Here is a 25,302-nt window from a genome sequence, read left to right as displayed (position 1 = left end):
CGCCTACGCGGCGACACCGCACGAAAGCTGCGCGTCCAACTCACGCCAGGCGGCGTGGTAACGCTCGAGGGTCGCCCGATCAGCCTCCACCAGAAGGGAATCGAGCAGCAGTCGCGGGTCGGCGCGCCACGCCCGGACCACGTCCGCGACCGCCCGGTTGGAGAACAGGCCCGACCCGGTGAGCGCAGACACCCACTCGTCGATCGCTCCCCGATGAATCCGCTCGACGGCCTCCCGGCGGAATCCGCCGTCGACGAAGTCGAGGGAGAACATGGCGGCGACGACATCACCGGTGGTCAACTGTACGACGTTCATGGTGCGGCACCTTCCTGGAGTCGGAGCGTCTTCTCGGACGTAATCCGTTGGGACAACTACTGATCCTGACGCTAATCCGCGATTGTGTGAGTTCTGTGATGCTTCTCTGAGATCTCGGCCTCGATGCCCGTCACCCGCGACCGCCGAGCCCCTACACTCCGTGCATGGAGACCTGGGTTCTACCCGGCCTGCTCGGCCTCGGCCTCGCCGCCGCTTCGGGACTGCGCACGTTCCTGCCGCTGCTCATGCTCAGCGCCGCCGTGCACTTCGAACTGCTCGGCGTGACCCTGAACGAGTCGATGCGGTGGCTCGGTTCGACCGGAGCACTCGTGGCGCTGTCGATCGCGACGGTCGTGGAACTGACCGCCGATCTCATTCCGTTCGTCGACAACGCGCTGTCCCTGATCGGCAACGTCACCGGTCCCGTCGCCGGTGCCATCGCGACCTGGGCGGCGTTCGCGGACGTGGATCCGTCGACCGCCGCGATCGCCGGAATCGTGATCGGCGCACCCACCGCCCTCGCGTTCAGCACCGCGCAGACCGGAACCCGCGCGGTGAGCACGGCCTCCACCGGCGGACTGGCCAATCCCGTGGTGTCGGTGGTCGAGGACGCCGTCTCGTTCCTCACGTCACTGATCGCCCTGCTGCTTCCGCTGCTCGTCCTCCCCCTGCTCGCGTTCCTGCTGTGGTTCGCGTGGCGAGGCGTGCAGCGGGTGCGGCGACCTCGCGCATCGTGAACTGGTAGACAGTCCCCATGCCTGACACCGAGATCACGTTCGACAGCGGTGCCGTCACCTACTACGGCAGCCTCCGCACTCCCGACCACGCGACCAGTTCTGCCCCCGCCGCGCTGCTGCTCGCCGGCAGCGGTCCCACCGATCGCAACGGCGACAGCGCACTGCTCCCCGGTGACATCGGCACGCTCCGGTTCCTCGCGGACGTACTCGAGCAGCACGGCATCGCAAGCCTGCGCTACGACAAGATCGGCAGCGGCGAAACCGCCCTCGGCCCGTACGAGGTCGAAGAGGTCGGCGGCCTCGGCTTCACCACCTTCGTCGATGCCGCCTCCGCCGGCCTGGACTTCCTGGCCGCGCAACCCGGGGTCGACCCGTCGAAGCTGCTCGTGATCGGCCACAGCGACGGCGGACTCGTCGCGCTCGCCCTCGCGACCGCGGCGGACGAGTCCCGCGTGCACGCGGTGGGACTGCTCGAACCGCTGAGCGTCCGGCTCCTCGATCTGCTCACCACGCAGATCCACGGCCAACTCGACGCCGTCGTCGGCGCCGGGCAACTGCCGGTGGAACTGGCCGACGAACTCCGGCTCGCACTCGCCGACACCGTCGAATCGCTCCGCGCGTCGGGCACGATCCCCGACGACCTTCCCGAGCCCCTGCAGAACGCCGGGCTCGTCCACGCCAACGCCAAGGCCCTCGCCGAGGAGGACGCTCTCGACCCCCGCGCGCTCGCCGGCCGGCTGCCCGCAGGTTTCCCCGTCCTCACCAGCTGCTCCGCCAAAGACATTCAGGTGCAGCTCACGGACGTCGACGGCCTGAACGACGCCCTCGCGCACACCGCGTTGACCCCCGTACGGATGACGAACGCCAATCACGTCCTCAAGGACGTCGGCGACCGCCCCTCCACGGGTCCGGATTACGTGGAACCGCTGCCCTTTTCGGCAGAATTCACCGAACCGTTCAGCCGGTGGGTCGCCTCGCTGTGATCAGTTGCCGCCGGTCCCGGTGAGCATGGCCAGCAGCGTGCTCGCCAGCTCGGACACCAGCCCGAGGTTCTTGTCGTTGACGAGGTCTTGCAGTCCGTCGAGTCCCTCGACCTCGAGCAGCGGCGCGAGCATCTTCATCAGCTCCGAGTACTGAGCCGAGTCCGGTGCCGTCGACTTCGGCGTCGCCTTCGGGGTGGTCGCCTTCGGCGTCGTGGTGGTGGTCGACGACGCGCTGTCCTCGCTCACCTCGGGGGTCGCGGTGTCGGCGGGAGCCGCCGCCAACTCCTCCGACGGCGTCGACCCCGAGCCGGTCAGCAGGTAGGTGACGATGCCCGTCGTGATGGTGATCGCGTGCTTCAACTGGCCGTCCTGGCTTTCCAGCTGGGCGGAGTCTTCCTTGTTGGAACCATTCCCCATCTCGACGAACACCAGCGGGACCTGCGTCAGCGCCGGTCCGGCCACGTCGGCGCGGGTCTGCAGGCCGTCGTTCACCCCGGCATAGTTGGCGGGAACGAAGCCGTCGGACTTGTAGGCGTCGCGCATCATCTTCGACGCCTCGAGCCCGCCGCCCGACTGCGCCGCGTCCGCCTTCTCGTCCGGGATCGGCAGCGACGGGATGATCATGTGGAATCCGTGCTTGCTCGCGTCCTCACCCTGCGCCGTCGAGTCCGCGTGGATGCTCACCGCCAGATCTGCGTTCGATTCACTTGCCGCACGGGCTCTCTCGTCGACGCACCCACCCCAGCCGGTGTCGTCCTGACGGCTCTGGACGACCTTCGCGCCCAGACTCTCGAGGCTGCTCTTCACCAACTGGGAGACGTTCCAGTTGATGGTGTGCTCCGGCACCCCGCCCAGCGACGTCATGCCGCTCGTCTGGCAGTCCTTGGTGTTGCCCCGGCCGTCGTTCACCTGCTGTGCGAGGTCGTGGCCGTCGCTGGAACCCTGATGTCCGGGGTCGAGGAACACCGTCATCCCGGACAGCTCCGTCCCGGTCGCCGTCGCGGCGGGCTCCGCCGAAACCTGAGCGGGGATGAGCACGGACGCACCCAGGACGCAGGCGCCGAGGCCGGCCTTGATCGCAATTCGGTTCATAACGGGAATGGGCGCACCGTCGCAGTCCGGGCGCCACTCTCCTTCCACAGGTGCCACTCGAGTCACATCAGCCCCGAGTGAATCAGCTGCACCGCGGATGCGTGCCGCTCGAGGCCGGATCGAAAGCAACCTGTAACCAAAGTGGTGGGATCGAGTGCGCAGTTCTGCAGGCGAAGGTCGAGTGGACACGTGCACTTCTGCGCACTCAGACCGGAGCGCCCGCCTCCCGTAGGCGGTCCCGCACCCGCGTCACGACGACCTGCGGTCGCCGACGCAACTGTTCCGCGTTCACCCGCACCACCACCCACCCGAGTTCGGCGAGCCGTTCCATCCGCTCGATGTCCCCGGTGCGCTGACGCTCGTCCGACCGCTGACGCACGTCCGACCAATGATGTTCCCCGTCGTACTCGACGAGCACCTTCCACTGCTCCCAGCCCAGATGCGCGCGGGCGAAGATCCGACCGGACCGGTCCGCGATCGGTATCTGTGTTGTCGGTGCGGGTAACCCTCCGCGGACCAAGACGAGCCGAGTGCGCGTCTCCGGAGGGGACTCGGCGCCGGGATCCACGAGCGACACGACGTCGCGGAGATGCGCGAGCCCACGTTCACCCCGATGCCGGCCGGCGACCGCTGAAATCTCCGCCGGGCGCAGTCCGGTGACGTGGCAGAGGGCGTCGAGCACCTCGACGGCTCGATCGACGGGCAGCCATCTGCCCAGGTCGAAGGCGGTTCGCGCGGGGGTGGTGACACGCATCCCGTCCACGCTGCACACCTCGTCAGGCAGCAGCGCATCGGAGCGCACCTCGATGCCGTCGACGGAGCGTCTGCTGCCTCGCCTGATGAGCGTCGCCGACTCGTCCCCGCCGATCCACCGGGTTCCGTGCACGGCGGCCGCCGAGAAGCCGGCGAGCACCGCCTGCCCGTTCGCCCAGAGCCAGGCCGCGCGGGCGCGTGAGACCGCGGTCACCTCGACGCGCCCGAGGACGTACACATCTCGATGCAGACGTCGGAAGGTGCGCAACCCGTGGCGGGTGAGCCGCCCGTCTCGCAGCGCTTCCGACCCCCGGAACGGCTGCCCGAATTCCCCCATCCTCGAACCCTGGCAGTCCGGCACCCGACCGCGACCACGAATCCCGCGTCTGTGGACAACGCACGCTTCTGCCCACAGAGGCGTCAATGCGCAGAACTGCAGGTGAATATCGAGTACACACGCTGCATTTCTGCGTAGCCACCGGATAATGGAAGTGCAAACCCTCAACCGGTGCTGTACGGTCATCTACCAACCAGCAACGACACGCAGGAAGGTACGGCCATGATGCAGCTTCACGCGCTCTTCGCGTCCGTACCCGCATGGCGTCGCTGCTCCGCCGACAAGCACATCACCAAGTTCGGCGCACCCCGAGAATGTTGAGACTCAAACCAAGTCATTCTCGGGCACCCAGGGCAAACCCCTCGGGTGCCTTTTCTTTTACCTTTCACTTTCAGGAGCACCCCATGAAACTTCGCATCAACCAACTGTCCACGTCTCCCCCGTATATCGACCTGCCGGACGACCTCACCGGGTACGCCGTCACCCTCGACCTCTCGCACTGCGATGCCGCCCACGAGGCCGGCCTGGGTGAACTGATCAGCGAGGTCCGCAGCCGCGGTGCCGCCCGCGTGGTCATCACCGGTTCGCCGCGCGAACTCGAGGGCACCGGCCGCGCGCACGGGGCCGCAGCCGCCTGACGACGCAGAACGGGCCCCGGCAGATGCCAAGGCCCGTTCGAGAGTGCCGAACGCTAGTGCGCGAAGTGCCGCGCGCCCGTCAGGTACATGGTGATTCCGGCTTCCTTGGCCGCATCGATCACCTCGTTGTCGCGGACGGAACCCCCCGGCTGCACTACTGCCTTGACGCCGGCGTTCGCGAGCACCTGCAGTCCGTCGGGGAACGGGAAGAACGCGTCCGACGCGCCCACCGACCCGACCACCCGGTCACCGGCCCGCTGCACCGCGAGGTGCGCGGAGTCGACGCGGTTGACCTGGCCCATGCCGACACCCACCGACGCACCGTCGGAGGCGAGCAGGATCGCGTTGGATTTCACGGAACGGCACGCACGCCACGCGAACTCGAGATCCTTCAGGGTCTGTTCGTCGGCGGCGTCGCCGACGGCCAGCGTCCAGTTGGCCGGGTCGTCGCCCTCGGCGTCGAGCACGTCCCGCTCCTGCAGGAGCGCTCCACCGGACACGGGACGCAGTTCGATTCCCGTCGCGGTGGGTGCCTCGGCGAGGAGGACGCGGATGTTCTTCTTGCGCTGCAGCACACCCAGCGCACCGTCCGCGTAGGACGGGGCGATGATCACCTCGGTGAAGATCTCGGCGACCTGCTCGGCCATCTCCACGGTGATCTCACGGTTCGCGGCGATCACTCCGCCGTACGCGCTGACGGGGTCGCAGGCGTGCGCCTTGCGGTGTGCCTCTGCGATGTCCGCTCCGACCGCGATGCCACACGGGTTCGCGTGCTTGATGATCGCGACGGCCGGCTCGCTGAAGTCGAACGCCGCACGCCAGGCCGCGTCGCCGTCGGTGTAGTTGTTGTACGACATTTCCTTGCCGTGCAGCTGCTGCGCCTGAGCCAGACCCGCGGGTGCGGCGGGGTTCACGTAGAGGGCGGCAGCCTGGTGCGGGTTCTCGCCGTACCGCAGGACAGCCGAGCGGTCCCACGTGGCACCGGCCCATTCGGGGAACTGCGAGTCACCGGGTTCGACCAGCGCGGACGTCATCCAGCTCGCAACCGCGACGTCGTACGACGCGGTGTGCTGGAACGCCTGGGCGGCGAGGGCGGTGCGCTCGGGCAGCGTGAAACCGCCGCCGGCGACCGCGGTGAGCACGTCGTCGTAGCGAGCGGGATCCACCACGACCGCCACCGACGGGTGGTTCTTCGCGGCCGCGCGCACCATGGACGGACCGCCGATGTCGATCTGCTCGACGCACTCGTCGGGCGTCGCACCCGATGCGACCGTCTGCGTGAACGGGTACAGGTTCACGACCACCAGCTGGAACGCCTCGATGCCGAGTTCCTCGAGCTGCGCGAGGTGCTCCGGCTTCCGGGTGTCCGCGAGGACGCCCGCATGCACCCGCGGATGCAGGGTCTTGACGCGGCCCTCGAGGCATTCGGGGAAGCCGGTCAGCGCCTCGACGGGGGTGACCGGGATGCCGGCGTCGGCGATCTTCGCTGCGGTCGACCCTGTCGACACGAGCTCGACGCCTGCCTTGTGCAGGCCCGTAGCCAGTTCGACCAGACCGGTCTTGTCGTAGACGCTGACGAGCGCTCGGCGTACTGCCTTGCGTTCACTCACTGGGGATCACGGCCTTTCGTCCATCGGAAACAACTCCACGGGTGGCGACAGCGGCGATGACGTCCGCCAACAACCGTCGCTCCACAGTCTTGATGCGCTCGTGCAGGGTCGACTCGTCGTCGCCGTCGAGCACCGGTACGGGTTCCTGCGCCAGGATCGGGCCGGTGTCCACACCCGCGTCCACCAGGTGGACGGTAGAACCCGACACCTTCACGCCGTACGCCAGTGCATCCGGGACCGCGTGCGCACCGGGAAATGCGGGCAGCAACGCGGGATGCGTGTTGATGATGCGACCGCCGAAGCGGTCCAGGAAGGCGGGACCGAGGATCTTCATGAATCCCGCGGACACGACCAGTGACGGCTGGTGCGACGCGACGGCCTCGGTCAGGGCGGCATCCCAGGCGGAGCGGTCGGCGTAGTCGCGGAGCCCGATCCGGAAGTGGGTGATGCCGGCGGATTCGGCGTGCCGGATGGCGTCGCAGTCGCGGTCGACGCCGACGGCGACGATCTCGGCGGGGTACCCGTCGGTGTGGGTTGCGTCGATCAGCGACCTCAGGAGAGTTCCCGCACCGGACGCGAGTACGACGATCCGAGCGAGCTCGGACGTCACCGGCGAACCGGTCGTGGGCCTCAGGTGGTCACGCGAGGAAGTCAGCGCTCTACTCCTGAACAATCGAAAGGCCGGGTTGAATCGAAAGACGGGCGAAAATGGGGGCGGTCGCATCGTCGACCGACCAAGAGCCTAGTCGCTGGGGGTTGCGGGCCTTCGGGGCAGGTCGGCTTCGGGCGCCTCGTCGACGTCCGCGGGGTCTTCGGGCTCCTCCGTCGGCGCGTCTTCCTCGACCTCCGCGTCCACCACGACCTCGGCCTCGACGCCGGTGTCCTGGGGTGCGACGGGCGCTGCCGGCGCCTCGGTGTCGTCGACGAGTTCGGCTTCGATCACCCGACTCGGCGCGGCACCGGCCGGGACCTCCGGCTCGTCGACGACGGGGGCGGCGATCGCCGGGACCTCCTCCGCGCCGGGCAGATGCGGTTCCTCGTCTTCCGCCTCGTCCTCGTCCTCGGCGCCCCGGCTGCGGTGCCAGGCCACGATGACCGCCGTCACGGCGCCGGCGAGTCCGAGCCACGCGAACGTGAGCAGACCGAACGCCCACCAGTTCAGCTCGACCGTTCCGAAGGCGCCGAGTCGGCCGCCGGACACGAGGCCGAGGACCGCCATCACGACGCCCACACCCGCAGCGGCGGTCAGTACGGTGAACAGGGCTTCCTGCCCGGCGACCCGGCGTCCGCAGTCGCGCCCCAGCATCACGCCGATCAGCAGCGGAATCGCCAGCAGGGCAGGCCACGCGCCGCCCGACACCCCGTCGGGGACGGCGCCGAGCAGCGGCAACGGCGGCAGTGAACCACCGACATTCCCGAAGACACTGACCGAGACGTCCCCGATCTGCGCGGCCCCGCCTGTGACGGCGGCCGCGGCGCCCACCACGACGTTCGGCAGGTACAACACCGACAGGATCGTCAGCCCCAGCGTTCCGACGACGCCGTCGCCGCGTTCGAGCAGCGAACCGACCGTCGACCACTCCATCAGCAGCGAGAGGGTGATCATCAGCGCACCGGCCCCGAGAATCGCCATCATCGCGCGCAGCCCCGGCCGCACGGCACCCCGGACCCACGACGGGACCTCCGCACCGAGCGTCGGCCACATCGCCAGCGCCACGCCGATCGACGCCGCGAGCAGATGCACGAACAGCACCCACCCGAACGCGGCGAGCGTGTTCGGCGACGACAACGGGATCACCGCCGACGCATCCGCGACGACAGCGAGGCCGATGGCCGTCACGACCAGCGGCCCCGCGACCGCGGCGCCGATCACCCGTAGTGCGTGCCGCCGCGATGACGCCGGATCCACCACCGCAGCGCATCCGCGGGCCACCGCCCACGCCATGCCCGCCGTCGGGATCAGCGGAAGGACACCGAGGGTTGTGCCGTCGATCGTCAACGGCACCTGGTGGATCGCCAGCCACGACGCCGCGATGGCACCGAATGTCCCCGTGAGGTCGCTGTTCGCCGCCACAAGCGTGACGACGATGAGTGCGGACAACAGGACGACGGTAACGCCCGCGGGCCGGAACGCGACCGCGAGCAACGCCCGCATCTCGTCGGCGTCGGGCACGGGTCGCTGTCGCGGGGCTTGCCGCGCATCACCGCGGCCGGCACCAGCGTCACCGGCCCGCCGCTCGTCACCACTGACGGCCCGCCGCTCGTCACCACTGACGGCCTGCCGTCGTGCACCCTGTGCGACGCGCTGCGCACGATCAACCAAAGAACTCATCCCCTCGAGAGTGGCACTCCGACGCCGCGACAGCGGTCAGGCGCGCCGCACAGAAGTGGCCTCCGACCACGCTCGGTCAGAGGCCACCTGCTGGACAGGCCGCTACTTGTCGTCCCTGTCGGCACGCGGGTCGAAGGCCTGGGTCGGTGCGCTGAGCCCCTCCGATTCGGGCTTCTCCGCCGATTCGGCCGGTTGCGCCTCGGTGGCCGGCTGCTCGCCGTATTCCAACGTGCGCTCCACCGGCGAAGACTCGGCCTGCGCGCCATACGCCGGCGCCGCGTGCTGAGCGGAGCCATAGCTCGTTCCGGCCGGGTACTGCGAGCCGGGCGTTCCGGTGCCCTGCGACGGGCTCGACGGCTGCGAGTACCCCTGGTACTGCGGCTGCTGGTAGGCGGTGGTCGGGGCGTCGTACGACGCGGACCCGGCACCTGCGCCGTAACCCTGCTGGGGCTGCGACGGCTGACCGTAGCCCTGACCGTATCCCGGCTGACTCTGCGACGGCTGGCCCTGCTGGCCGTAACCCTGCTGCCCGTACGGCGGATTCTGCTGACCGTAGCCGGGCTGCGACTGGCCCTGCTGCTGTCCGTAGCCCTGCGGGGCGCTCTGGCCGTAGCCCTGCGGCTGCTGCCCGTACGACTGCTGCGGAGCCTGCCCGTAGCCCTGCGGGGCGGCGCTCTGGCCGTAACCCTGCGGAGCCTGTCCCGGCTGACCGTAGCCCGGGGCCGCGGCGGGCCGGGGCGCCGGCTGCTTGAGGACACCGAGTTCGAACAGCACGGCTGCGACCGCCACCGCCGACTGGATGAATCCGAGAACGAGGATCGAGATTGCGCCCCAACCGGAATCCGCGTCGACGTTGAGGTAGACGAACAACGCGAGTACCCAGCCCGCGACGGACGCCGCGGCTGCCGCGCCCGCATAGGACTGCTTCGGGAGGAGGGACGCTGCTGCGAGCAGACCGCCGAGGAACAGAAGTCCGAGCCCGTCCGTGTTGGCTTCGAACGAGTTCACGGACTCGCGGGCCAAGGTGGCGTACGGCGCGAAGCCGAGCAGCAGGTTGAGGACACCGAGAACTGCGACACCGATCAGAAGGAAGAAGCCCAGGCCTTTCGAATCTCCCCCTGCAGTCGGTTGCGCGGGCGGACCGTAATTCGGCCCTCCGGGCGTGAACGTCATGACTTCTCCTAGTCGACAAGTGGTCGTCTGCGTGCGCTCTTCCGACGCTAGCCTACGTATACCCGTCGGTCACTGCCCTCAGTCGCGGCCCGTGGCGCCCCGAACAGCGCAGGAGACAGAACAGCGCAGGAGACAATGGTCCGGTGCCCTATACCCTCGCTCCCCGCACCGCCGATCTCACCGCCCTGACGGAGGTGAAGCACTCCCGGTTCATCGCCGCCCTGCGGCGCGTCGAGGACGCGGAGGCGGCGCAGGCGTTCGTCGAGGATCAGCGGCGCGCGTATCCCGATGCGCGACATCACTGTTCGGCGTACATCACCGGCAACCGGCCCAGCGACCGGGTCGAGCGCGCGAGCGACGACGGCGAACCCGGTGGCACCGCGGGCATTCCGATGCTGCAGGTACTCAAGGCCCGCGACCTCGTCGACGTCGCGGTGGTGGTGACGCGGTACTTCGGCGGAATCAAGCTGGGGGCCGGCGGGCTGGTGCGCGCCTACTCGGGCGCGGTGGCCACCGCCGTGGATGCGGCACCGCTCGTACGCAGGGAACGCCGCGACCTGCACACGCTCGCGGTCGGTCATGCCGACGCGGGACGTGTCGAGGCGGAACTGCGTGGGCGGGGCGTCGTCGTGGTGGACACGGCGTACGCGGAATCCGCGGTCCTCACCCTCGCGGCGCGGGACTCGGCGGAGCTGGCCGATCTGGTCGCTGCCGTCACGTCGGGGACGGGGACACTCGATCCGGCCGGGGAAATGTGGGTCGATGCCTGAACGGCTCGTGCGTGGTTGACGAGTCCAGAGACTCGTCAACCACGCACGGGCGCGGAGCGCTTACGCCTGGACGGACAGGCTCTGCAGGATCTCGCGAGCGAGCGCAGCGGTCTCGGACGGCGTCTTGCCGACCTTCACGCCGGCAGCCTCGAGGGCGTCCTTCTTGGCCTGCGCGGTGCCCGAGGAGCCGGAGACGATGGCGCCTGCGTGGCCCATGGTCTTGCCCTCGGGGGCGGTGAAGCCCGCGACGTAGCCGACGACCGGCTTCGTGACGTTGGCCTTGATGTAGTCGGCGGCACGCTCCTCGGCGTCGCCACCGATCTCGCCGATCATCACGATGACCTTGGTCTCGGGATCCTTCTCGAACGCCTCGATGGCGTCGATGTGGGTGGTGCCGATGACCGGGTCGCCGCCGATGCCGATGGCGGTCGAGAAGCCGAAGTCACGCAGCTCGAACATCATCTGGTAGGTCAGCGTGCCCGACTTGGAGACGAGACCGATCGGGCCGGAGCCGGCGATGTTGGCCGGGGTGATGCCGACCAGCGACTCGCCCGGGGTGATGATGCCGGGGCAGTTGGGTCCGATGATGCGGGTCTTGTTGCCCTTGGAGACGTTGTACGCCCAGGCGTACGCCGAGTCCTGCACGGGGATGCCCTCGGTGATGACCACGAGCAGCGGGATCTCCGCGTCGATGGCCTCGACGATGGCGTCCTTCGCGAAGGCCGGGGGAACGAACGCGATGGAGACGTCCGCACCGGTCTTCTCGATGGCCTCGGCGACGGTGCCGAAGACGGGCAGCTCGACGCCGCCGTCGTGGGTCACGGTGGTGCCGGCCTTGCGGGCGTTGACACCGCCGACGACCTGGGTCCCGGCCTTGAGCATCAGCGCGGTGTGCTTCGTGCCCTCGCCACCGGTGATGCCCTGGACGATGACCTTGGAGTCCTTGGTCAGGAAGATAGCCATGTGATTTAAGTCCCTTTACTTTGCGGCGAAGGCCAGCTCGGCAGCCTTGTCGGCAGCCTCGTCCATGGTTCCGACGACCGTGACCAGCGGGTGGGCGGCCTCGGCGAGGATACGACGACCCTCTTCGACGTTGTTGCCGTCCAGACGGACGACCAGCGGCTTGTTGGCCTCGTCACCCAGCGTCTTCAGGGCGCCGACGATGCCGTTGGCGACCGCGTCACACGCGGTGATGCCACCGAAAACGTTCACGAACACGCTCTTGACCTGCGCGTCGTTGAGAATGACGTCGAGTCCGTTCGCCATCACCTCTGCGGAGGCGCCGCCACCGATGTCGAGGAAGTTGGCGGGCTTCACGCCACCGTGCTTCTCACCTGCATAGGCGACGACGTCCAGGGTCGACATGACCAGGCCGGCGCCGTTACCGATGATGCCGACCTCACCGTCGAGCTTGACGTAGTTGAGGTCGTTTTCCTTGGCCTTGAGCTCGAGCGGGTCGGTGGCGTCCTTGTCCTCGAACGCCTCGTGGCCGGGCTGACGGAACGCAGCGTTCTCGTCCAGCGTGACCTTGCCGTCGAGAGCGAGGATCTGGTCGTCGGGCGTGCGGACGAGCGGGTTGACCTCGACGAGGAGAGCGTCTTCCTTGATGAAGACGTCCCACAGCTTCTGGATCGTCACGGCCGCTGCGTCGAGCACCTCGGCGGGCAGCTTTCCTGCCTCGGCGATGCTGCGCGCGAACGCGAGGTCGACGCCCTTGACGGCGTCCACGGGGATCTTCGCGAGTGCGTCGGGGTTCTCCTCGGCGGTGACCTCGATCTCGACGCCACCCTCGACCGAGCACATGGCCAGGTAGGTGCGGTTGGTGCGGTCGAGCAGGAAGGAGATGTAGTACTCCTCGGCGATGTCACTCGCCTCTGCGACCAGCAGCTTCTTGACGATATGACCCTTGATGTCGAGGCCCAGGATCGCCTCGGCGTTGGCCTGCGCTGCATCGACGTCGGCGGAGTACTTGACGCCACCCGCCTTGCCGCGGCCGCCGACCTTGACCTGTGCCTTGACCATCACGGGCTTGCCGATTTCTTCGGCAATCTCGCGTGCGCCGGCGACCGTGTCGGTAACACGTCCAGCCGAAGTCGGCACCTCGTGCTTGGCGAAGAGTTCCTTCGCCTGGTATTCGAAGAGATCCATCTGCTCACCGTCTCGTCTGCGTTGACACCCGCTCGAGGGGTAGGAGCGGGTCTGTTTTGGACTTTAACCAGTTGCCGGGCCCGGTCTGCGCCCGCGTGTCTGCTATGTGGTCCACATCACGCGATCTGGCACATTGAGGCGAGCCTCACCCGAAAACTTGAGGCGAGCCTCACCCGAAAACTCGAGGCGGGCCTCACTGAAATCGGCGAGGAAGACCTCACCGCTTTCTGCTGCGTGTCGTGAGGGCCGCGGCAGCCGCAATCAACACTATGCCCACCGTTGCGGGGACGACACCGGCCCCCGTTTCGGGGTCGGTGACCCGGGCGTCGGTGAGCGGCCACGACAGGAGGTATACCCCCACGGCAACGGCCGAACCGAGCAGCAGAGCCACCGCCCTGGCGGGCCGGGCACGTGAGGCGACGATCACTGCGAGAACGACGGCGACGCCGAGGAGCACGCGACCCCACACGTCGAGGTTCCACGGGAATTCGGCGAACGATGCGGGGGCGTAGTCGTCGCCGCGTGCATCGGTCCCGTGGAAGAGGGGCAGCCCCAGTCCGACGACTGCGGCGACTGCGCCGAGGCCGCCGACGGCGAGGACCGCGATCGACGTGGACGGTTCCTCCGATGTGTCGATCTCCTCGCGTTCCGCCGAACCGGCGAACCACGTCAGCACGCCGGTGATCCCGGCCGTGACGGCCGCGCACCACAGCAGGGCGGCTCCGGCTCCGGCGCCGATCCCCGGCACGTCGGTGGCGAGTACCACGGACTGCGACACCGAGGCGACGGAGAACGGGATCGTCACCCACAGCACCCCGACCGCGGGTCGGACGGCGGAGGCGAATTCCGACAGCAGCAGCCAGACGCAGCCGACGACGAGGACGAGCGCGGCGACGAGCACGACGCGGGTCGCGTAGACGTCCGGGCGGGTGATGCCTGCAGGGGTGTCGAGGACGGGAAGCAGCGCGCCGGCGACGGCGAGCGCGGCAGTGACGATTCCGGCGATCCCGGCGGCGACGTGCCAGCGCGCGATGCGGGCGCGCGCCGCGGCGGCTTCGGCCCGCAGAGCCGCCTTGGCGACGCCCTTCGCGGACAGCGTGACGACGCCCGCCTTCCCCGGTGCGCCCTGCGTCGGAACGGACGGCGACGCGGCGGCGAGCGTCTTCAGGATCCTGCCGTCGCGAGTCCGGTCGATCATCGGGATGCAGGCTCCGACGAGCACGAGGACGCCGGCGCCGACGGTCCCCCACACCGCGCCGGGTCCGGGTTGGATCCGCTCACCGGCCGCGAGCCCGGCGACCAGGCGGGTGCCGACCACGCCGAGCGCGGACAGTCCTGCCCCGACGAGTGCGCCCGACGCGACCGGCGGCGAGATGGACGCCAGCGCGGAGGCGACGACGATCAGAACTGCCGCCGCGATCAGGCCGGCACCGGCAGATGCGGCGAGGTCCGACTCGACCACCGTCTGGACGAGGATCACCGGATCCTCGGACACGAACGCGGGAGCGAACAGGGCGCCCACGAGCACGACCGCGGCGATCACCGCGACGGCGGACGGCAGGAAACCGACACGGGCGCCGGTTGCCCGCCCCACCTGTTCGGAGCTGCGCGCGTCGCCGTAACCGTCCATCAGGGACATGCGGTGGACAGCGACCATGCCGAGCAGGCCGGCGAAGGCGATGAGGACGTGCCCGGCGAGGGCCGCGTACGCACCGGACCCGGCGGCGAGTTCGGCTGCAGTCGTCGGCCGGAACAGCTCGAGTCGATTGGCGTCGATGGCATCGGTCCACAGCTGCGTGTCGAGGACGACGGCGCCGACGGACACCGCGCCGGCACCGGCCAGCAGCGCACCCGCCACCGCGGTGCGCCGGGCGAGAACCGCGAGGAGGGCGACGAGGGGCGCGGCGACCGCGAACACGGCCGCCCACAGCGCGGACGAGCCGATCCCGGCCGGCGTGGCCGTTCCGTCCACGGACCGGACGGCCTGCAGGACGGGCGCCGACGCCACTCCCAGGCCCCCGACGAGGCCCAGGACGACCGCGACCACACACCCGCGGCGCGCCCGGGCGGGATCGGGCTCGTCGCGGACCGTCGGTCCGGTGCCGCCGGACGAGGGAATGCGTTCGGGCTCGGCCCTGCGCCCGTCCGGGGATCGAGTAGATGACGCCACAGGCCGACGCTAGCTCTTTGCGACCACTTCCCCCGTGATGTGACACGCCCTCGCGGGGTGCGAGATTGAACCGAGACGAAACGTGGGTTCGACGTTTCCCCAGCTCAGTTTGTGATGCGCATCACATGTAGCCGTTCCTTCGCGTTACAGGTTGCGCGCATCGCAACCGTTTCGTTACCGTCGCCAAGGTCTAAGTCACAGGTAGGTCACGAGCAGGAGGACGGACGGGCGTATGCACCACCGCAGCCAGTTCACGGCCAGCCGTTTTGTGAGTCACCACGGTGACGAATTGCGGGGTCACAAGGACGAAGTCACGCCCACGTACCCCTCGAGATCGGTCGAGCGTCACTCCGAGACCGATAGTTCTGAGATTTCCAGCATGTTCGTTCGCAATTCCCGTTCGGCCGCCGACAGCGCCGACGCCCCCAACGGCTTCGCCACCGTCGACACCGAGTCCGAGATCCCCGGCTTCACCCCCCGCAGCGGTTCCGAGTCCCCCGAGGGCGCACCCTCCCACTCCCGCCGCGGAGCCCACCGACTCCCGACTCCCCCCTCAGCTCTCAAAGGCCGCGCCGCCGTCCTCGCAGTCGCCGCGGGCGCCGTAGTCGCCGCCGGCCAGGCCGCAGTCACCAACGGATCCTCCGGCTCGTCCGACCACTCCGAGGTCGCCCTCGCCAGCGACGAGTCGAGCGCCATCGGAACCACCGCCGAACCGCAGGCCGCGCAGTTCTCCACGGTCGCCGACACCGCCGCGTCCGACTCGAACGCACCGCAGGTCCTCAACATCGCGAACCCCACGGACCTGTCGCAGTTCAGCAACCTCCTCGCCAAGGGACAGCGTTTCAGCGAAGAGCGCGCCGCCCGCGAAGCCGCTGCCCGCCGCCCGCTGTTCGTCCTCCCCGCCGTGGGAACGTTCACCTCCAACTTCGGAACCCGCTGGGGCACCCTGCACGCGGGCGTCGACATCGCCGCCCCGATCGGCACCCCGATCGTGGCCGTCGCGGACGGCGAGGTCATCGACTCGGGTCCGGCTTCCGGGTTCGGTATGTGGGTTCGCCTCAAGCACGCCGACGGCACCATCACCGTCTACGGCCACATCAACACCTCCACGGTCACCGTCGGCCAGAAGGTCATGGCGGGCGACCAGATCGCGACCGTCGGCAACCGCGGTTTCTCCACCGGCCCGCACCTGCATTTCGAGGTTCACCTCGCCGGCGAGAACAAGATCGATCCCCTGCCCTGGCTGGCCTCCCGCGGCATCAGCCTCGGCCCCGAGATGGACTGACCGGAACCTCCCCGGCATCACCCGAACCACGACGACTGCGGCGCATGCATTGCATGCGCCGCAGTCGTTTTCGTGTCTCTACAGCTTGACCATCGGGACGCCACCGATCAGCATCAGCCGGACCTTGCCGGCGCTGCCGAAGTCGATCGTGACCGTCGCCGTCGGTCCGGCGCCCTTGGTCTCGAGAACCGTGCCGAGGCCGTACTTGTCGTGGCTGACCCGGTCGCCGACCGCGAGGACCAGATTGTTGTTGCGGGAGCGGGCGGCACCGAAGCTCGGCGTGCCTGCCGAGCCGCCGCCGTAACCGGAACCGCCGCCGAAGCCCTGACCGCCGTACCCCGATCCACGCGCCCGGCCGCCGCCGATCGCGTGGCCCGAGCCGATGCCCGTTCCGGGGTCCTCACGGCGCCAGTGCACGAGATCCGACGGGATCTCCTGCAGGAACCGCGACTCGGGGTTCTGGATGGGCTGCCCCCACGCCGAGCGCATGACCGCCCGCGTCAGATACAGACGCTGCCGGGCACGGGTGATGCCCACGTACGCGAGACGCCGCTCCTCCGACAGTTCGGCGGGGTCGCCGAGCGCCCGCATGTGCGGGAACTGGCCGTCTTCCCACCCGGTGACGAAGACGACGGGAAACTCGAGCCCCTTCGCGGTGTGCAGGGTCATCAGGGTGACGACGCCCTCGTCGTTGTCCGGCAGCTGATCGGAGTCCGCGACCAGAGAGACCCGTTCGAGGAAGGCGGCGAGGGAACCGGGGTCGGGCTCGCCGTCCCGGGCGTCGACGTCGCCGTCCTCGGGCGGATCGACGAGTCCGGCCGCGTTCCGGGCGTCGGAGCTGAACTCACGCGCCACGCTGACGAGTTCGTTGAGGTTGTCGAGCCGCGCCCCGTCCTGGGGGTCACTGCTCGCCGCGAGCTCGGCGCGGTAGCCCGTCCGCTCGAGGACCGCCTCGACGACGTCACCGATGTCGCCGAGCTGATCGGGCACGACGTCGACGGCGGTCGTCTCCGGCGGTAGGAGGACCCGCAGTCCGTCCATGAGCTCGAGGAACGCCGCGATGGCCTTCTGGGAACGTGTGTTCAGCAGCGGGACCCGGCCCTCCCCGCCGTCCCGCAGCGCCTCGGCGAAGCTGATGCCCCGCTGCTCGGAGTGCACGGCCACACAGGCCTCGGCGCGGTCTCCGATGCCGCGGCGCGGAGTGTTGAGGATCCGGCGCAGGCTGACGGTGTCGTCCTCGTTCGCGAGGACGCGGAGATACGCGACGACGTCGCGCACCTCCTTGCGCTCGTAGAACCGCACCCCGCCGACGACCTTGTACGGCACGCCGAGCCGGATGAAGATCTCCTCCAGTGCGCGGGACGAGTTGTTGGTGCGGTAGAACACCGCCACCTCGCCGAACTTGGCGTCGCCGGAGTCGACGAGCTTGTCGATCTCCGAAGCCACGAACGAGGCCTCGTCGTGCTCGTTGTCCGCGACGTAGCCGGTGATGAGCTCACCCACGCCGGAGTCGGTCCACAGCCGCTTGTCCCGGCGACCGGTGTTCTTGGAGATCACCGAGTTGGCCGCCGACAGGATGTTCTGGGTGGAGCGGTAGTTCTGCTCGAGCAGGATGGTGCGGGCGTCGGGGTAGTCGCGCTCGAATTCCTCGATGTTGCGGATGGTCGCGCCGCGGAACGCGTAGATCGACTGATCCGCGTCGCCCACCACGCACAGCTCGGCGGGGGCGACCCGATGGTCTGCGTCCTCGCCGTCCGCCGTTCCGCCGACCAGCTCACGCACCAGCATGTACTGGGCGTGGTTCGTGTCCTGGTACTCGTCGACCAGCACGTGGCGGAACCGGCGGCGGTAGTACTCCGCGACCTGGGGGAACGCCTGCAGCATCGCGACCGTCTCACCGATCAGGTCGTCGAAGTCCAGTGCGTTCGCCGAACGCAACCGCTGCTGGTAGTGGCCGTACACCTTCGCGATGAGCCGGGGCAGTTCCGCCGGATCCTTGTCGGCGTCGGCACTCGCCTGCTCCGGATCGATCAGCTCGTTCTTGAGATTCGAGATGTGCGTGGCGAGGAGCCGCGCCGAATAGCGCTTGGTGTCGATGTTCAGGTCCTTGGCGATCATCGTCAACAGTCGCCGCGAATCGTCCGCGTCGTAGATGGAGAAGTTCGAGTTGAGGCCGGGAAGCAGCGCCGCCTGGGCCCGGAGGATCCGCACACAGCTCGAGTGGAAGGTGGACACCCACATGCTGTTGGCCCGGGGGCCGACGAGGTGGGCGACGCGCTCGCGCATCTCGGCGGCGGCCTTGTTGGTGAACGTGATGGCCAGGATCTGACCGGGCATCACCCCCCGCTCGGCCAGCAGATACGCGATGCGACGGGTCAGCACCGCCGTCTTGCCCGAGCCCGCACCCGCGACGATCAGAAGCGGAGAACCGGCGTGCACGACCGCTTCCCGTTGCGGTGGGTTGAGGCCCTGGAGGAGCGCGTCCGACCCCGTGCGCGCAGGTGCGGCGGCGCGCGGAGTCGTCTCGTTGCTCAGGGGAGAAGCGGTGCCGGAGATAGTGTTCATCTGCCATCACCCGGGGTACTCCCGAAGCTTTCCGTGGGATGTTTGGGGCGGCATGGTTGCGGATATATGTCGGTGCCTCTCGCTAGAGTTCGGGCATGGGGGAGGTCGTGCGTTACACCTACCGGTTGCGCCCTGGCGCAACGGCGCAGCGCGCGTTGATTGCGGAGTGGAATCGCTGCCGGTTCCTGTGGAATGAGGCCGTTCACCAGCAGAAGTTGGGCGGCAAGCCGTCGTTCAGCAAGCTGTCGAGACTCCTTACCGAAGCCCGAGCACGCAACACCTGGCTCCGCGCCGGGTCGCAGGTCGCCCAGCAGCAGATGTTGCGGACGTACGGGCAGTCGCTCAACCATTCCTTCACCGTCAAGGGCCGCGGCCGACCTGGCTACAAGGCGCGGAAAACAACGCGCCCATCCGTCGAGTACACCACCCGCGGCTTCCGCCTCGTGGACGGGAGACTGGCTCTGGCCAAAGGCGTGACGATTCCGGTGGTGTGGTCGCGTGAGTTGCCCTCGCTGCCGACAAGTGTTCGCATCTACCGGGACAACCTCGGACACTGGTACGCGTCGTTCGTAGTGCGGCGGGAGATCGAACGCGTTCCCGATGCTGGCGGTGCTATCGGGGTGGACTGGGGTGTTGCTACCACCGCGACCACCACGGACCCGGAGTTCGACCTGCCGTACCGCGGGCACCGACGACGCTGCGCTGCGGAGCTGGCGAAGGCGCAACGAAAGATGGCCCGGCGTCGTCGACCGAAAGGCAAAGCCCAATCCAAGGGATACCTGCTTGCAAAACGCCAAGCAGCTGCAATTAGGAAGAAGGCCGCCCGCCAGAACCTGCACGAGGCCAGGGTCTGGGCGCGACGTGTGGTCGACCGTCACCAACTGATTGCGGTCGAGGACTTCAAGCCCAGCGTTCTCTCCAAGTCGACGATGGCCCGTAAGGCCGCGGATGCTGCGGTCGGAACGGCTAAACGAGAACTGGTCGAGCGCGGCCGTCGAGCGGGCCGGAAGGTGGTGATGGTTCGGCCCGCGAACACGACGATGACGTGCTCCAATTGCTTTGCGAGAGCCAAGCAGCAGTTGGAACTCGCCGAACGCACTTTCCGGTGCCACGCTTGCGGACACTCCGACAACCGGGACCGGAACGCTGCCAGGGTGATCCTGACTGTGGCAGAACGAGGCCACACCAGTGTTGATGACGTCAGACATGTGCAGCCCTCCTCTGGGTCGGTTGCAGGTGCTGTCAGAGCTGGAAATCCCACTGCTTCGGGGAATCGTTAACAACTATCAAACTTACCGGCGTGTACCGACAGCGTCACAGCGGCTTGGCCTGCGAGGTACCGCCATGGCAAACTGGTACACATGTTCAGACCGTCGTCGCGCCCCCTGTGGCGATTTTTTTACGGGTACCGGCCTCCGGTGCCCGTGAACTGAACAGCTCACGAGCCCCGAGGTCCGCACCGGATCCGGGGCTTTTTTCGTCAAACGAGCCTGGATCGGTAACGACTCGAGCCAAAACAACGATCCAAGTTCTGACAAGAGGGAGACGAACCAATGAGCACTCAGACCGTCGCATCAGCCGCCAAGGAAACCGCTGTTCCCACCAGCGAGGCCGAGATCGAGGTTCTCCGCCAGGAGATCGACAAGCTCGACGCCGAGATTCTCGCCGCAATCAAGCGCCGCGCGGAGGTCTCGCAGCTCATCGGGCGCACCCGGATGGCGTCCGGCGGTCCCCGTCTCGTCCACAGCCGTGAGATGAAGGTGCTCGAGCGGTTCAACGAGCTCGGCCAGGAAGGCCACACGCTCGCCATGCTGTTGCTGCGCCTCGGGCGCGGCCGCCTCGGTCACTGAGTTCCCGAAGCGGCCTGCCCCTACACCGGCGGCGGTCGTTACGGCTCGAGTGCCACATACTTGGTGTCCAGGTACTCCTCGATGCCTTCACTGCCCCCTTCGCGCCCGAAGCCTGATGCTTTGACGCCGCCGAAGGGGGCAGCGGTGTCCGAGATGACTCCACGGTTGACGCCGACCATGCCCGATTCGAGGGCGTCGGCGACGCGGAGTGCGCGGTCGAGATCGCGGGTGAAGATGTAGGACGCCAGGCCGAACTCCGTGTCGTTGGCCGCGGCGATCCCCTCGTCCTCGGTGTCGAACCCGGCGATCGCGACCACCGGTCCGAACACTTCCTCTTTCAGGATCCGGGCCTGGGCGGGAATCTCGTCCAGCACCGTCGCCGGGTAGAAGTAGCCCGGACCTTCCGGCGCGACGCCGCCGAGCCGCACCCGCGCGCCCGCGCCGACGGCGTCCTGCACGAGTTCCCCGACCTTCTCGAGTTGATCCGCGTTGATCAGCGGGCCGAGCGTCGTGTCGGGGTCCGTGCCCGGACCGAGTGTGTACGACGACAGCTTGTCGACGAGCTTGGCGGTGAATTCCTCCCGCACGCTGTTCGCGACGTGGAAACGATTGGCCGCGGTGCAGGCCTCACCTCCGTTGCGCATCTTGGCAAGGACGGCGCCGGCCACGGCCTTGTCGACGTCCGCGTCGTCGAAGACCACGAACGGCGCGTTCCCCCCGAGCTCCATGGAGGTACGCAGCAGCCCCTTCGCCGACTTCTCGACGAGCATCCGTCCGACACCGGTCGAGCCCGTGAACGTCAGCTTCCGCAGTCGCGGGTCGTCGAGCAGCGGACCGGTCACTTCCCCCGACTTCGATGTCGGCAGCACCGACAGCACGCCCTTCGGCAGTCCCGCGTCCGCCATCACGTCGGCGAGCAGCAGCATCGTCAGCGGAGTCTCGGAGGCGGGTTTGACGATCATCGTGCAGCCCGCGGCCAGGGCGGGGCCGATCTTGCGGGTACCCATCGCGAGCGGGAAGTTCCACGGGGTGATCGCCAGACAGGGCCCGACGGGCTGCTTGGTCACGAGGATGCGCCCGTTCCCCGCGGGCGCCGGTGTGTAGCGGCCGGCGATGCGCACGGCTTCCTCACTGAACCACCGGAAGAACTCGGCGCCGTACTTGACCTCCGCCGCGCTCTCCGGCAGCGCCTTGCCCATCTCCAGCGTCATCAGCAGGGCGAAGTCGTCGGCCCGGGCGGTGATCTTCTCGAACACCGCTCGCAGCAGTTCCCCTCGCTCCCGCGCGGGGGTCGCCGCCCACTCCCGCTGCACCGCGGCCGCGGAGTCGAGCGCCTTCATCGCGTCGGCGGGACTGGCGTCCGCGACCTCGGTGAGGGCGTCGCCGGTGGCCGGGTCGAAAACGGTGAACGTGGCGCCGTTCTCGGCGTCGCATTTCTCGCCGCCGAGGAAGAGGGTGGTGGGGACGGTTCGCATGAGTTCGACAGCATCCATGACGTCCATCATGCGCCGCACCGAAGTTCACACGGAAGTTTCGACGCGCGGGCATTAAGCTCAAATCTCGTGAGCTCAGACATCACCGGAACCGCTGCCTGGCAGAAATTGCGTGATCATCACGCTCAAATTCAGTCCGTCCATCTTCGAGAGCTCTTCGAGAAGGACCCGGCACGCGGCCAGGAACTCACCGTCTCGGCCGGCGACCTGTACATCGATTACAGCAAGCACCGCATCGACCGCGACACCATCGGGTTGCTCCTCGAACTGGCGCGCACCGCAGAGGTGGAGGCACGCCGTGACGCGATGTTCGCGGGCGAGCACATCAACACCTCCGAGGACCGTGCCGTCCTCCACACCGCACTGAGGCTGCCCGCCGACGCGTCGCTCGTCGTCGACGGGCAGGACGTCGTGGCCGACGTTCACGACGTCCTCGATCGCATGGGCGACTTCACGGATCGGGTGCGCTCCGGCGAATGGCGCGGTGCCACGGGCGAGAGAATCAAGACCGTCGTCAACATCGGCATCGGCGGATCCGACCTGGGCCCGGTCATGGTGTATCGCGCGCTGCGCCACTACGCGGACGCCGGCATCAGTGTTCGGTTCATCTCCAACGTCGACCCGTCCGACCTGGTGCGCAGCCTGCAGGGCCTCGACCCGGCCACCACCCTGTTCATCGTGGCATCCAAGACCTTCTCGACGCTCGAGACGCTCACCAACGCCACCGCCGCGCGACGGTGGCTGCTCGCCGGCCTCGGCCTCGGAAACGACGCCGTCGCAAAGCATTTCGTCGCCGTGTCGACGCACGCGGATCGGGTGGCGGAGTTCGGCATCGACACTGCCAACATGTTCGGGTTCTGGGATTGGGTGGGCGGCCGGTACTCGGTCGATTCCGCCATCGGACTGTCCGTGATGGCGGCGATCGGCAAGGAGCGATTCGCGGAGTTCCTCGCCGGCTTCCATGCCGTGGACGAGCACTTCCGGACTGCGCCGCTCGAGGAGAACGCGCCGGTCCTGCTCGGGCTGATCGGGCTCTGGTACTCGAATTTCTTCGGCGCCGAATCCCGTGCCGTGCTTCCGTATTCCAATGACCTCGTGCGGTTCCCGGCGTACCTGCAGCAGTTGACGATGGAGTCGAACGGAAAGTCGGTGCGCGCCGACGGTTCCCCCGTTCCCGCGTCCACCGGTGAGATCTTCTGGGGCGAACCGGGAACCAACGGTCAGCACGCCTTCTACCAACTCCTGCACCAGGGCACCCGGCTCGTCCCCTCCGACTTCATCGGTTTCGGCGAGCCCACCGACGACCTGCCCACCGCCGACGGCACGGGCAGCATGCACGACCTGCTGATGAGCAACTTCTTCGCCCAGACGAAGGTCCTGGCGTTCGGGAAGACGGCCGACGAGATCGCGGCCGAGGGAACACCCGAACATCTGGTGCCGCACAAGGTGATGCCCGGCAACCGGCCGTCCACCACGATCCTCGCGCCCAAGCTCACGCCGTCGGTGATCGGACAGCTGATCGCCCTCTACGAGCACCAGGTGTTCGTCGAGGGTGTGGTGTGGGGCATCGACTCGTTCGACCAGTGGGGTGTCGAGCTCGGCAAGACGCAGGCCGTCGAGCTGCAGCCCGTGCTGACCGCCGCGGATGAGCCCGCCGCGCAGAGCGATTCGTCGACGGACAGCCTGGTGCGCTGGTACCGCCGTCAGCGCGGACGGGCCTGATTCACCAGCTCTCGGTGGTGTAGACCCGGCCCGAACGATCGACCAGCCGCGCCCGCAGTTCGTGCTGCTCGATCCACCGGATCGCACCGATGCCACGGGCGAGGGCGGCGACGCTGGCCGCGTGCGCCCAGAGTGCGTCGTCGGCGATGACGGTCACCGTCTCCCATTCGGTGGCGGTGGGCGGTTCGGTGAGCGGGGGCCCGAATGCCGTCGCCATCGCCGTCCCGTTCACCAACTCCACGTCGCCGTCGCCGGGCACCGGGATCTGCCAGCCTCCTGCCGGGCAGTGGCCGGCCGTCGCGACGACGTCGCCGATGCGCACGGCGGCGCCGCACTCGAGTTGGCGGGCGACCAGTTCCGCCGCCCGATCCACCGTGTCGGCCTTCGCGGTGTCGGTGATGTCGAACGACGCACCCCACGGCGCGAACACGACGTCGTCGTCGATCTGGATGTCGAGGAAGCTGGGCGCCGGATGCACGGTGGGGATCAGGTCCTCGTCGGCGGATTCGGTGGCGAGCGGATTCACCACGCCGTCGGTCATCCGCGCCGCCCACAGCGCCGAACGCAGCAGTGCGGACATTCGCCGGCTGACCTTCACCGGGGCGCCCTGCGAGAGGTTGACCGCATGGATCTCGGCGTCGCCGCGGTGGATATCGCAGACCGATTCGGCCTCGTCGATGACGGCCGCGATCAACGCGGCGGCCTCGGGAAGGGCGGCGCCTTCGGTCACGTCGACCTCCACGACGGAACCCCACACCTTCCATTTCTCGACGCTAACCATGGCGGACTCCGTGTGCGGTCAGTACAGCGCTGCACTTCCATTATGCGCCGGTTGTCCAGAGGCCTACGTCCCGCAACTGTCTCGATCGGTCGTACACTTCGCTGGTGAGCGCCCGATTGAGCGTCGTCGACGAGATGTTTCTACGCACCCATCGGGGGTGGGGAACGCCGATCGTGATGCAGGGACTGTGGCGTACCGACGGGTGGGTGGACGCCACGACCCTCGATGCGCTGACCGCGGAGCTCGCCCGGGGGCCGCTGGGCCGGCGGGTGGTGCGTCCGCGAATCCCCGGCGCGCGGCCCCGGTTCGAGCCGAGTTCCGACGCCTTTCCCGTCGAATACTCCGACATCGCTGCGGGGTCGGTTCTCGCGTGGGCGGACGAGCAGGGTTCGTTGCCGGTGGACCCCGAGCGTGGTCCCGGCTGGCGCCTGGCCTGCGCACGACCGGCCGAGGGCGGCACGGTGCTGTCACTGGTGTGCTCGCATGTGATCGCGGACGCGCGGGGTCTGGCGGCGGCCATTGCGGCCGCGCTGCAGGGCCGGCCGCCG

Annotated in this window: 21 protein-coding genes and 1 pseudogene; 9 read left to right on the top strand and 13 right to left on the bottom strand. The window is 68.4% G+C overall.

Translation table 11 applies throughout. The features are described 5' to 3' along the window. Positions 1-3 precede the first annotated feature (3 nt). Positions 4-315, bottom strand: coding sequence for a hypothetical protein (locus tag RJ1_RS27615; RefSeq protein ID WP_073365715.1), 312 nt, complete (start codon positions 313-315; stop codon positions 4-6). 164 nt (positions 316-479) lie between these two features. On the opposite strand from RJ1_RS27615, the gene RJ1_RS27610 reads away from it, so the two are divergent. Both RJ1_RS27610 and RJ1_RS27605 read left to right on the top strand, forming a co-directional pair. After that, positions 480-1,052 carry a DUF4126 domain-containing protein gene (locus tag RJ1_RS27610; protein ID WP_073365714.1) on the top strand — a complete coding sequence of 191 codons (573 nt, stop codon included), beginning with the start codon at positions 480-482 and terminating at the stop codon, positions 1,050-1,052. Between the two features lie 17 nt (positions 1,053-1,069). Further along, positions 1,070-2,035 carry an alpha/beta hydrolase family protein gene (locus tag RJ1_RS27605; protein WP_073365713.1) on the top strand — a complete coding sequence of 322 codons (966 nt, stop codon included), beginning with the start codon at positions 1,070-1,072 and terminating at the stop codon, positions 2,033-2,035. Here the strand turns inward: RJ1_RS27605 and RJ1_RS27600 are convergent, their stop codons facing one another. Next, on the bottom strand, positions 2,036-3,127 hold the full coding sequence (locus RJ1_RS27600) for an N-acetylmuramoyl-L-alanine amidase (RefSeq protein ID WP_073365712.1): 1,092 nt from the start codon (positions 3,125-3,127) through the stop codon (positions 2,036-2,038). Between the two features lie 205 nt (positions 3,128-3,332). Further along, positions 3,333-4,217: a type IV toxin-antitoxin system AbiEi family antitoxin gene (locus tag RJ1_RS27595; RefSeq protein WP_073365711.1), complete on the bottom strand. Its 885-nt coding sequence runs from the start codon at positions 4,215-4,217 to the stop codon at positions 3,333-3,335. Positions 4,218-4,621: 404 nt separating this feature from the next. Between RJ1_RS27595 and RJ1_RS27590 the strand changes: the two genes are divergently transcribed. Continuing rightward, positions 4,622-4,855, top strand: a complete 234-nt coding sequence (locus RJ1_RS27590) for a hypothetical protein (protein WP_073365710.1) — start codon at positions 4,622-4,624, stop codon at positions 4,853-4,855. A gap of 53 nt (positions 4,856-4,908) precedes the next feature. Here RJ1_RS27590 and purH read toward each other — a convergent pair whose 3' ends face one another. The 4 genes from purH to RJ1_RS27570 form a co-directional block, all read right to left on the bottom strand. Further along, positions 4,909-6,465 (bottom strand): bifunctional phosphoribosylaminoimidazolecarboxamide formyltransferase/IMP cyclohydrolase, encoded by a 1,557-nt coding sequence (gene purH, locus RJ1_RS27585; RefSeq protein WP_073365709.1) that lies wholly within the window; start codon positions 6,463-6,465, stop codon positions 4,909-4,911. Continuing rightward, positions 6,458-7,138: a phosphoribosylglycinamide formyltransferase gene (gene purN, locus RJ1_RS27580; RefSeq protein WP_073365708.1), complete on the bottom strand. Its 681-nt coding sequence runs from the start codon at positions 7,136-7,138 to the stop codon at positions 6,458-6,460. Before purN ends, purH begins: the two co-directional genes overlap by 8 nt. Positions 7,139-7,207: 69 nt before the next feature. Next, complete coding sequence (locus RJ1_RS27575; protein WP_083400764.1) at positions 7,208-8,788, bottom strand: cell division protein PerM; 1,581 nt, start codon at positions 8,786-8,788, stop codon at positions 7,208-7,210. A gap of 111 nt (positions 8,789-8,899) precedes the next feature. Further along, positions 8,900-9,970, bottom strand: coding sequence for a DUF5336 domain-containing protein (locus RJ1_RS27570; protein WP_073365707.1), 1,071 nt, complete (start codon positions 9,968-9,970; stop codon positions 8,900-8,902). Positions 9,971-10,113: 143 nt separating this feature from the next. Here RJ1_RS27570 and RJ1_RS27565 point away from each other — a divergent pair, with 143 nt between their 5' ends. After that, a complete protein-coding gene (locus RJ1_RS27565) occupies positions 10,114-10,740 on the top strand; it encodes an IMPACT family protein (protein ID WP_073365706.1) in 627 nt (208 codons plus the stop codon). Between the two features lie 60 nt (positions 10,741-10,800). On the opposite strand, the gene sucD is transcribed toward RJ1_RS27565, so the two are convergent. The 3 genes from sucD to RJ1_RS27550 form a co-directional block, all read right to left on the bottom strand. Beyond that, on the bottom strand, positions 10,801-11,703 hold the full coding sequence (gene sucD / locus RJ1_RS27560; protein ID WP_073365705.1) for a succinate--CoA ligase subunit alpha: 903 nt from the start codon (positions 11,701-11,703) through the stop codon (positions 10,801-10,803). Positions 11,704-11,718: 15 nt separating this feature from the next. After that, the gene (gene sucC / locus RJ1_RS27555) at positions 11,719-12,888 is read right to left on the bottom strand and encodes an ADP-forming succinate--CoA ligase subunit beta (protein WP_073365704.1); all 1,170 of its coding nucleotides are present in this window, start codon (positions 12,886-12,888) and stop codon (positions 11,719-11,721) included. 217 nt (positions 12,889-13,105) lie between these two features. Then, the gene (locus RJ1_RS27550; RefSeq protein WP_083400665.1) at positions 13,106-15,058 is read right to left on the bottom strand and encodes a hypothetical protein; all 1,953 of its coding nucleotides are present in this window, start codon (positions 15,056-15,058) and stop codon (positions 13,106-13,108) included. 232 nt (positions 15,059-15,290) lie between these two features. Here RJ1_RS27550 and RJ1_RS27545 point away from each other — a divergent pair, with 232 nt between their 5' ends. After that, positions 15,291-16,343 carry a M23 family metallopeptidase gene (locus RJ1_RS27545; RefSeq protein ID WP_073365703.1) on the top strand — a complete coding sequence of 351 codons (1,053 nt, stop codon included), beginning with the start codon at positions 15,291-15,293 and terminating at the stop codon, positions 16,341-16,343. 78 nt (positions 16,344-16,421) lie between these two features. On the opposite strand, the gene pcrA is transcribed toward RJ1_RS27545, so the two are convergent. Then, positions 16,422-18,908 carry a DNA helicase PcrA gene (gene pcrA / locus RJ1_RS27540; RefSeq protein WP_073365702.1) on the bottom strand — a complete coding sequence of 829 codons (2,487 nt, stop codon included), beginning with the start codon at positions 18,906-18,908 and terminating at the stop codon, positions 16,422-16,424. A 95-nt stretch (positions 18,909-19,003) separates the two neighbouring features. Here pcrA and RJ1_RS27535 point away from each other — a divergent pair, with 95 nt between their 5' ends. Both RJ1_RS27535 and RJ1_RS27530 read left to right on the top strand, forming a co-directional pair. Continuing rightward, a complete protein-coding gene (locus RJ1_RS27535; protein ID WP_073365701.1) occupies positions 19,004-20,188 on the top strand; it encodes an RNA-guided endonuclease InsQ/TnpB family protein in 1,185 nt (394 codons plus the stop codon). A gap of 273 nt (positions 20,189-20,461) precedes the next feature. Then, a complete protein-coding gene (locus RJ1_RS27530; RefSeq protein ID WP_005238528.1) occupies positions 20,462-20,758 on the top strand; it encodes a chorismate mutase in 297 nt (98 codons plus the stop codon). A gap of 38 nt (positions 20,759-20,796) precedes the next feature. On the opposite strand, the gene RJ1_RS27525 is transcribed toward RJ1_RS27530, so the two are convergent. Next, positions 20,797-22,251 (bottom strand): NAD-dependent succinate-semialdehyde dehydrogenase, encoded by a 1,455-nt coding sequence (locus tag RJ1_RS27525; RefSeq protein ID WP_174695025.1) that lies wholly within the window; start codon positions 22,249-22,251, stop codon positions 20,797-20,799. A 69-nt stretch (positions 22,252-22,320) separates the two neighbouring features. Between RJ1_RS27525 and pgi the strand changes: the two genes are divergently transcribed. Next, positions 22,321-23,973 carry a glucose-6-phosphate isomerase gene (gene pgi, locus RJ1_RS27520; protein ID WP_073365699.1) on the top strand — a complete coding sequence of 551 codons (1,653 nt, stop codon included), beginning with the start codon at positions 22,321-22,323 and terminating at the stop codon, positions 23,971-23,973. A gap of 1 nt (position 23,974) precedes the next feature. On the opposite strand, the gene RJ1_RS27515 is transcribed toward pgi, so the two are convergent. Further along, positions 23,975-24,754 (bottom strand): FAD:protein FMN transferase, encoded by a 780-nt coding sequence (locus tag RJ1_RS27515; RefSeq protein ID WP_073365698.1) that lies wholly within the window; start codon positions 24,752-24,754, stop codon positions 23,975-23,977. 104 nt (positions 24,755-24,858) lie between these two features. Here RJ1_RS27515 and RJ1_RS27510 point away from each other — a divergent pair. Next, positions 24,859-25,302: pseudogene (locus tag RJ1_RS27510) on the top strand (hypothetical protein); the annotation flags it as partial.

Origin of the sequence: Rhodococcus jostii NBRC 16295 (assembly GCF_001894825.1) — a bacterium.
GTDB classification, from domain to species: Bacteria; Actinomycetota; Actinomycetes; order Mycobacteriales; family Mycobacteriaceae; genus Rhodococcus_F; species Rhodococcus_F jostii.
Note: the sequence above shows the minus strand (reverse complement) of the source record. Positions and strands in the feature narration are given on the sequence as shown.

Bases quoted from the DNA above. Each gene is read 5' to 3' on its own strand.
- RJ1_RS27615 (WP_073365715.1), bottom strand. From the start codon at position 315: ATGAACGTCGTACAGTTGACCACCGGTGATGTCGTCGCCGCCATGTTC.
- RJ1_RS27610 (WP_073365714.1), top strand. From the start codon at position 480: ATGGAGACCTGGGTTCTACCCGGCCTGCTCGGCCTCGGCCTCGCCGCC.
- RJ1_RS27605 (WP_073365713.1), top strand. From the start codon at position 1,070: ATGCCTGACACCGAGATCACGTTCGACAGCGGTGCCGTCACCTACTAC.
- RJ1_RS27600 (WP_073365712.1), bottom strand. From the start codon at position 3,127: ATGAACCGAATTGCGATCAAGGCCGGCCTCGGCGCCTGCGTCCTGGGT.
- RJ1_RS27595 (WP_073365711.1), bottom strand. From the start codon at position 4,217: ATGGGGGAATTCGGGCAGCCGTTCCGGGGGTCGGAAGCGCTGCGAGAC.
- RJ1_RS27590 (WP_073365710.1), top strand. From the start codon at position 4,622: ATGAAACTTCGCATCAACCAACTGTCCACGTCTCCCCCGTATATCGAC.
- RJ1_RS27570 (WP_073365707.1), bottom strand. From the start codon at position 9,970: ATGACGTTCACGCCCGGAGGGCCGAATTACGGTCCGCCCGCGCAACCG.
- sucD (WP_073365705.1), bottom strand. From the start codon at position 11,703: ATGGCTATCTTCCTGACCAAGGACTCCAAGGTCATCGTCCAGGGCATC.
- sucC (WP_073365704.1), bottom strand. From the start codon at position 12,888: ATGGATCTCTTCGAATACCAGGCGAAGGAACTCTTCGCCAAGCACGAG.
- RJ1_RS27545 (WP_073365703.1), top strand. From the start codon at position 15,291: ATGCACCACCGCAGCCAGTTCACGGCCAGCCGTTTTGTGAGTCACCAC.
- pcrA (WP_073365702.1), bottom strand. From the start codon at position 18,908: ATGAACACTATCTCCGGCACCGCTTCTCCCCTGAGCAACGAGACGACT.
- RJ1_RS27535 (WP_073365701.1), top strand. From the start codon at position 19,004: ATGGGGGAGGTCGTGCGTTACACCTACCGGTTGCGCCCTGGCGCAACG.
- RJ1_RS27530 (WP_005238528.1), top strand. From the start codon at position 20,462: ATGAGCACTCAGACCGTCGCATCAGCCGCCAAGGAAACCGCTGTTCCC.
- RJ1_RS27525 (WP_174695025.1), bottom strand. From the start codon at position 22,251: ATGGATGCTGTCGAACTCATGCGAACCGTCCCCACCACCCTCTTCCTC.
- RJ1_RS27515 (WP_073365698.1), bottom strand. From the start codon at position 24,754: ATGGTTAGCGTCGAGAAATGGAAGGTGTGGGGTTCCGTCGTGGAGGTC.